This window comes from Mitsuaria sp. TWR114 (genome assembly GCF_007997345.1).
Genome location: NZ_VOSR01000945.1, coordinates 1 through 945, shown reverse-complemented (window position 1 = coordinate 945; position 945 = coordinate 1). Strand labels below are relative to the sequence as shown.

At 73.2% G+C, this 945-nt stretch carries 1 protein-coding gene and 1 pseudogene; both read left to right on the top strand.

Features of this window, described 5'->3' with window-relative positions; translation table 11 throughout:
* Window positions 1-506 (top strand): DMT family transporter (locus FUT87_RS26175; RefSeq protein WP_147242873.1); only part of this gene is annotated, 506 nt, incomplete at its 5' end.
* A 116-nt stretch (window positions 507-622) separates the two neighbouring features.
* Window positions 623-945: pseudogene (locus tag FUT87_RS31160) on the top strand (hypothetical protein); the annotation flags it as partial.

Here is a 945-nt window from a genome sequence, read left to right as displayed (position 1 = left end):
CCTTCTGGATCTTCTCGATGCTGGGCAGCCTGTGCGTCATCGGCTTCGCGGCGGGGCAGGGCCTGCGCGCCGCGCCGCTGGGCGACCTGCTGATGCTGGGCGCCATCCTCGTCTGCGGCCTGGGGTATGCGGAGGGCGCCCGGCTTTCTCGCACGCTCGGCGGCTGGCAGGTGATCTGCTGGGCGCTGGTGCTGGCGCTGCCGCCGATGCTCGCCCTGGCCGCGTGGCGCGTGCCGGCCAGCTTCGCGCCGGTCGGCGCCGCGGCCTGGGCGGGGCTGGGGTATGTGTCGCTGTTCAGCATGCTGATCGGCTTCGTCTTCTGGTACCGCGGGCTGGCGCAGGGCGGCATCGCCGCGGTGGGGCAGCTGCAGCTGCTGCAGCCGCTGTTCGGCCTGGCGCTGGCCGCGGGCCTGTTGCGGGAAGCAGTGAGTCCGGCGATGCTCGCGGTCACCGTCGCCGTGATCGGATGCGTGGCGGGCGCGCGCCGCTTCTCGCGCCCCCGCTGAGCGCTCGTGGACCGCGCCGTCGAAATGGGCAAGTCTTCCGTCGGATCAGGCAAGCCGCGTCGCCCGTCGCCTTTCTAGACTGCGGGGCAACCCGACGCAGCCATCAGGAGGTCGACATGGGTGATCGCTTCGCAGCGGATGTCTCGATGCCCGCGTCATGCCGGCTGGCGTGCTCGGCGGTGCTGGGCGCGGTGGGTGCGGTGGTCGTCGTGGCGGGCCTCATGGCCGCGGCGGCGCCGGCAAGCGCGGCCGACGGCGCCGCCTTCCAGCCGACGCCGATCTCGGCCACGCCGAACCGGCAGGAAGGCCTGGCCGCCTTCGCGCAGCTCGAGCGCGTGCTGCTCCACCCCCGATGTCTGAACTGTCACGTGCCCAATGCGCCGCTGCAGGGCGACTTCAGCCGGGTCCACTATCCGCCGGTGCAGCGCGGCGCGGACGG